Source organism: Thiocapsa sp., assembly GCF_011390875.1.
Classification (GTDB): Bacteria; Pseudomonadota; Gammaproteobacteria; order Chromatiales; family Chromatiaceae; genus Thiocapsa.
Genome location: NZ_JAABRP010000356.1, coordinates 1 through 2,691 on the forward strand (window position 1 = coordinate 1; position 2,691 = coordinate 2,691).

Annotated in this window: 2 protein-coding genes and 2 pseudogenes; all 4 read right to left on the reverse strand. The window is 65.2% G+C overall.

The window, feature by feature from the left end; genetic code table 11:
* Window positions 1-183: 183 nt before the first annotated feature.
* Window positions 184-654 (reverse strand): universal stress protein, encoded by a 471-nt coding sequence (locus GPT33_RS18320; RefSeq protein WP_296811962.1) that lies wholly within the window; start codon window positions 652-654, stop codon window positions 184-186.
* Between the two features lie 282 nt (window positions 655-936).
* Window positions 937-1,353, reverse strand: a complete 417-nt coding sequence (locus GPT33_RS18325; RefSeq protein ID WP_296811964.1) for a YajD family HNH nuclease — start codon at window positions 1,351-1,353, stop codon at window positions 937-939.
* Window positions 1,354-1,416: 63 nt separating this feature from the next.
* Window positions 1,417-1,938 (reverse strand): annotated as a pseudogene (gene rrtA / locus GPT33_RS18330) (rhombosortase); the annotation flags it as partial.
* A 51-nt stretch (window positions 1,939-1,989) separates the two neighbouring features.
* A pseudogene (locus GPT33_RS18335) lies at window positions 1,990-2,691 on the reverse strand (hypothetical protein); the annotation flags it as partial.

Below are 2,691 nucleotides of genomic sequence, written 5' to 3' on the forward strand. Positions count from 1 at the left end.
CAAGGATTGCGGATGCTGCAAAAGTCGAACTCACTCGAAGATCAGCATCTCGCTTCGGACGCGGTTTAGGTTCAAGGCTCTCGTCTTCATCTCGCCGACTCCTCAACCGCGGCAGCGCCGATGGTGCCGGGCTCACCCGAGGTCCGATCACGCGAGGCGATCACAAAGAACCTGGGCCGCGGTTTAGCCGGCCTCGTCGATCTTTACGCACAGCACGTCGCAGGTCGGGTTGCGCAGAACCGAGCGCGCCGTAGAGCCGAACAGCCCCAAGAACCCATGCCGTCCGCGGCTGCCGATGACGACGAGGTCGACTTGGAGCTCACCGGCAACCTCGTCGATCGTGCGTCCGGTTGGACCGACCCGAACCAGTCGGTCTGCGATCGGCACATCCATGCGATCGCCCAACACGTCGATCTCACGTCGGGCGATCGCCAGCAGCTCCTCTTCGAGTTCCAGATTCTCCGGGACGGCGACGTCGCCAGCGTAACCGACCGGCATATACTCCATCGTCGGCGGGATGTGCTCGACGACATGCAGCAGAAAAAGCCGCGCCCCGAGCAGTGTCTTGAGCCGCTGCGCGCGTGCGACGACCGGTTCGCTCTCCTTCTCGAAATCCACCGCGAGCAACAGGCGTTGATAGTCGTGCTTGTCCATCGCAAACCTCGTTGGCTGTAGCTAAACCTAAACCGCGTCCCGGAGCGACATGAGCCGGCGCCGCTCCTCGGCCGGCTCTACACGGATCAGGGGCGTCGGAGTCGACGCGGTTTAGGTGATTGAAAGTCCTCTTCAAGTGTAATCGGCTTTCGAGATGTCACCAGGTCGACATGGCGTTGAGCCGTGTCTCTTGATTGCGGGCGATTTCGGGCGAGATCCACGCCCGACATGGGTATCACCACTTGCCCGTATGGGCTTCGAGCAATTTGCACAGTACGCGGTTTAGCTGTCTTTCTTCAGGAGATCGGCTAGCCCCTCGAACGGGTTGTGTGTGGTCTGCTTTCCGGCAACGCCCGGCTTGGCGACTCGGCCGCCGGCAAGCGCGGCGAGGTGCTCCTCGTACTTCTGGTGCTCGTTGTCGTGGCAGTAGACGCAGAGCAGCTCCCAGTTGCTGCCGTCGGGCGGGTTGTTGTCGTGGTCCATGTCCTTATGGTGGACGGTGAGCTCGCGCAGGTTCTCGCGGGTGAAGGTGCGTGCGCACCGGCCGCAGACCCAGTCGTAGAGTTTCAGTGCCTGCTCCCGATAGCCGGCGGCGCGTTCGTCGCTGGCCTTGCGGGCATCGGCGACGACGCGATCGAGCTTGGCGCTGTCGATGGGTTTACCGGTTTTGGCGTGACGCGGACCGCTGCTCGATGTCATCGAGGTGTCCTCTTGTGGATTGACGATGCCGCCAATCTTAGCCGGTCTTGCCGCTGCCGACATGACGCCGATCAGAAAGCCTGCTGCGTGGGCGCTGTGCACCGGCAACCAGGCGGTGTCGCTGAAGAGCGCCTGACCGGTCAGACACTCCAACAGGATCTTCGCCGCGACGGCGAGGGCGAAGAGGATCGGGAGCGGGTCGCGCGGTGTTGTCCTCCAGGCCGCGACCAGTCCAGCCCCGACGATCAGATTGACGATGCCGGAGAGACCGCAGTACGCGGTGACGGCAGGCTCCAGCAGCATAACCGCCCCGACGATGGCCGGCATTCCCAGGGAAAGCAACGCGCTCATGCGGCGGTGCATGAGCGGCTCGTACAACCAACCGACCAGCAGGAGACCCGTGACATCCAGGAGGAGATGACCTGGGTCGCTATGCGCGAGATGGGCCGAGAAGGGTCGCCAAGGCTCGGCCCCGAGCGGGATGGATCGCTCCAGGATCAGACCTTCCGGGACCGGTCCCAGGATCAGATAGACGCCGACCGCCGCGAGCGCGAGCGCGAGCGTCCAGGGCATGTTGGTCTTCATGGCAATGGCTCCGAGACCCCGGATTTCGCTGCGCCTATCCGACCTCAGTGTCTACGCGTCGGTGCGCCGACCGGTCCGAGCGCGGATCGCGAGGATCGCGGCGACACCGAGGAGCATGAACGCGACCTCCCAGGGCGAGAGGGCGCCGGCACCGCCTCCCGATCCTCCCCCGGCATGAGTCGCACGGCTTCCCGTGAACAGAGGCTCTGCCTGGTCGACACGCGGACTCGTCGGGGCCTGTTGGGTGCGTTGCTCGCGTGCGGCACGCTCGAGATCGCTGCGGGTCGCGTTCAGGCGCTCGATGCCGAGCTGCTCGAAGACCTCTTCGCGCAGGACGACCATGCTGGTGCGGTCGGTCACCAGTCCGTAGGCAACGCCCAGGTCGCGAACGGCGTCCTCCATGTCGGCGTCCGGGCCGAAGTTCTCGATCTCGCGCTCCATCTCGCGGATGCGGTCGTAGGCCCAGAGGCGCTCCAGCTCGGGGTTTGCGGTCGATTGGGCGGGGAAGGCGAAACGCCCGCGGTACTGGGTCTCGGCGCCCGAGAGGCGGCCGCTCAGGGTCAGGGTGGCCTCACCGTCGCCCCAGTAGTGACCGAGGAACATCAGCTGCTGGCCGCGATAGAGCGAGCCGGGCCGCGTCGGGGTGAGATCCGTCACCCGCACCCCGTCGATCTCGAGCCGGATGCCGTGCAGGGCGGCGTGGGTCAGCTTGCTCGAGGCGGCGAGGATCTCGCCCACGATGTCGTCGGCGTT

Bases quoted from the DNA above. Each gene is read 5' to 3' on its own strand.
- GPT33_RS18320 (WP_296811962.1), bottom strand. From the start codon at position 654: ATGGACAAGCACGACTATCAACGCCTGTTGCTCGCGGTGGATTTCGAG.
- GPT33_RS18325 (WP_296811964.1), bottom strand. From the start codon at position 1,353: ATGACATCGAGCAGCGGTCCGCGTCACGCCAAAACCGGTAAACCCATC.